Source organism: Psychrobacillus sp. NPDC096426 (assembly GCF_044762745.1).
GTDB lineage: Bacteria > Bacillota > Bacilli > Bacillales_A > Planococcaceae > Psychrobacillus.
Window position 1 is genome coordinate 1 of record NZ_JBIWEX010000054.1, and the last position, 3201, is coordinate 3201.

The following is a 3201-nucleotide window of genomic DNA, read 5'->3' on the forward strand; positions in this document are numbered from 1 at the left end:
GTTCCATTTTGTTTTGTCATATCGATCGACCTCCGTGTAATTTACTTAATCATATCACGTTAGCCTCGTACGACTTCTATCCTAACAGAGGGGGCGATTGAAATGTCACAATGAAATAATCTAGTATTGGAAGAAAAGCACTCGTCTGCTTAATACATAGAAAGAATAAATTGGTTCAGTTGGAACGCCGTATGCGGTGAAAGTCGCACGTACGGTGTGAACAGGGGGAAAAGCTGGCGATAACTTCAAAGGCTTACCTATCTGTATCAATAAGAAAAATCTGAAATTGGAACTTTAAGGCATTTAAATCGTACTGACTTTAAAGGAATAATTAGGGGAAGGGAGAGAAACGTATTGCAAATTTTTGTTTATATAACTTTAGCTACAATCATCATAGTTGCCATTTCATCATCTATTCTTCGCAAAAAGAGTTATCCCAAGTATTGGATACCTAGTGTTTTCTTGATAGGAATATCAATTGTAATTGCTGTCGTAAGCTTTTTCACGTTGGACGACGGCTGGGCATCTATGAGTTTTTTCTTTATGTTTATTAGCATAACAATAGGTTCGTTTATAGGCACAGCTATTTCAATGCTTACAAAATTCAAGGCTATTTAATACACTTTCTATCGGCGTGTTGGGAACCTCGTTATTCAATTAACGGAGTGCTTTACTTCAAGAAGGAGTAAAGCCTTTTTTCTTATTGAACTAAAGCGGCAGTTTAGTTCAATAAGCAGATAATCGATTTTTGTTAATTCAAACGGAAAGTTAACTGATAATTGAAACTCCTGTTCGTTTCGAACGTATGAAAGTAAAGCGGCAGTTTAGTTTAAGATGGTTATATAAGAATGAGAAATGTAAGGGGTGTTTTTATTGAAAAGGCATACCAAGACTGGAAAAATCTTATTTTATTTAGGAGTATGGCTAAGTGCAGCTGGATTTGCTTTTAATCAGACATTTGGAATTGCGGATACTCCTGAACCATATGCAACATTTTCTGTACCCTTAATTGTTATCGGAATTATATTAGGGGTGGTATCAAACTTTTATAAGAAAAGTAAAGAGAGTAATTAGGGATTTCGAAGGCTTTTCTTATTGTGCTAACGGGTGCTTTACTTCAAGAAGGGGTAAAGCCTTTTTTCTTATTGAACTAAAGCAGCAGGTTAGTTCAAGAAGGAAAACAATAAAGTTGTGGCGAATACATAATAAAATAAACTAAAAAAAGGAAGGTTATTATGAGAATACTTATATTAGGAGCAACTGGCTTTTTGGGCTCGAATTTATTCCAACTGGCTTCAGAGAACAATAATCTAACAGTGTTTGGTACCTCACGTTTTCAACATGAGAACTCTAATATTATGCAAGTAGATGTTACAAACAAACAATCAATAGGATGTGCCATTAAAAAAATAAATCCAGAAGTAGTTATATGGTCACTTATGAGTTTTGGAGAAGAAACCCAATTAATCAAATTAGGGCTCGAAAATTTATTATCAGAAATAGAGAGTGAAACAAAACTTATATTTCTATCAACGGATGCAGTTTTTGTTGAAGGAATAGGTGGTTACAAAGAATCGGACCCAATTGGTACGTTGCCAAAAGAAGCAGACTTAGCTGATTATGTGAACGGCAAGAATATTGGAGAAAACTTAATTCTCAATAATCATCCAAATCACGTGATACTGCGAACTGGACCGCTATATGGTAATAATGGGAATGGAGTTATTGAAAAACGTACCGTACGGATAATTGAGAAAATAAAAGAGAACCAGTCATTTAAGGCATATACAAATGTATATAGAACTTTTGTAGATATTAATGATTTATCAAGTACGATTATTGAATTGACTAAAATAAAATTTAAAGGGATTTTGCATGTTGGACCCATACATAAAGAAAGCTATTATTCGTTTTATAAAAAGAGATTGGAACAACTTGGATGGAATAATAGTTTTCTCAGTCCAATTATTATTTCTAAAGAAGATTTCCCTTATCTATCTCTTGATACGTCTCTAAATACACAAAAAGCTCACCAATTGCTTAAATCTAATTTTCGCACAGTTTGACTAATTATTGTTTTTTCGATTTTGAAAGGAAAAGGTAGTTGTTTTTCAACTCCGATGAAAATTAGTTCCTCAAGAAATGAAAAATGACGAAGACCCCTACTTAATCGTTAAAAAAAAGAGGAGAGCGTAAATAAGTCTATGGATTACGGTTGACTGGATTAAGGTCAGTATCAGTATTGACACTTCCTACCCATTTTCATTCTCTGTGGTGCAGCATTTTTTTGTGCTGCATGGATGGCTAACGGGTGCTTTACTTCAAGAAGGAGTAAAGTTCAAAAAGAGAGAAAATTAAAAATACACATTAAGGGGGACAATATGAAATTTTATCTTTCATCTTTTAAAATTGGAAATGAAGAACGGAAACTAATCGAATTAACGGAAAATGGGAATAAAAAAGTTGCATATATCAATAATGCATTAGACTTTGCGACTGATTTAGAAAGAAAAGATAAAAGTGATGTTGCAGACGTAAGTGAACTGCAAAGAATAGGTTTCACAGTGGATATTTTAGACTTGAAAATGTACTTCCATAACCACGAAGGATTGAAAGAAAAGCTTGATCAATACGATGTTATTTGGGTAAGAGGTGGTAATACTTTTGTTCTTGCACAAGCAATGAGATTAAGTGGTTTCGATAAAATCATTAAAAAGTATTATAGAGAAAAAAGAGATATTCTATATGGGGGATATAGTGCAGGTGGTTGTATTCTTGGACCAACTTTAAAAGGCATACACTTAGCAGACGAACCTGAGCAGAAACCTTACGGAAATGAACATCAAACTATATGGGAAGGTTTATGCATTTTGGATTATGTAATTGCCCCACATTATAAATCAGACCACAAAGAATCTAACGATATGGACCGAGCAATTGAATTTATGATCGAGAATAAAATTCTATTTAAAGCATTGAGGGATGGAGAAGTAATCATAATTGAATAGAACTAATCCCAAATTCTAAAACAGTTCAGCAATCGGGCGCGATTGTTTAATAAGCGTCGCTGTTCTTATTAAACTCCCATGAAAATTAAAAGCTTCGGTTTAGAGAAAAAGACAATACGAAATCAGACGCATCTCATTTATTTTTTAAAAAATGCAGCGCCTAAATGTGGATCAAATTATGGGTTGGATTAGG

At 33.8% G+C, this 3201-nt stretch carries 3 protein-coding genes; all 3 read left to right on the forward strand.

Annotation, left to right across the window (positions count from 1 at the left end):
• Positions 1-873: 873 nt before the first annotated feature.
• The gene (locus ACIQYS_RS22330) at positions 874-1074 is read left to right on the forward strand and encodes a hypothetical protein (protein ID WP_402985228.1); all 201 of its coding nucleotides are present in this window, start codon (positions 874-876) and stop codon (positions 1072-1074) included.
• A gap of 161 nt (positions 1075-1235) precedes the next feature.
• On the forward strand, positions 1236-2066 hold the full coding sequence (locus tag ACIQYS_RS22335) for a sugar nucleotide-binding protein (protein WP_402985230.1): 831 nt from the start codon (positions 1236-1238) through the stop codon (positions 2064-2066).
• Positions 2067-2381: 315 nt separating this feature from the next.
• A complete protein-coding gene (locus ACIQYS_RS22340; RefSeq protein WP_402985232.1) occupies positions 2382-3008 on the forward strand; it encodes a Type 1 glutamine amidotransferase-like domain-containing protein in 627 nt (208 codons plus the stop codon).
• Positions 3009-3201: the final 193 nt, after the last annotated feature.

Bases quoted from the DNA above. Each gene is read 5' to 3' on its own strand.
- ACIQYS_RS22335 (WP_402985230.1), top strand. From the start codon at position 1,236: ATGAGAATACTTATATTAGGAGCAACTGGCTTTTTGGGCTCGAATTTA.
- ACIQYS_RS22340 (WP_402985232.1), top strand. From the start codon at position 2,382: ATGAAATTTTATCTTTCATCTTTTAAAATTGGAAATGAAGAACGGAAA.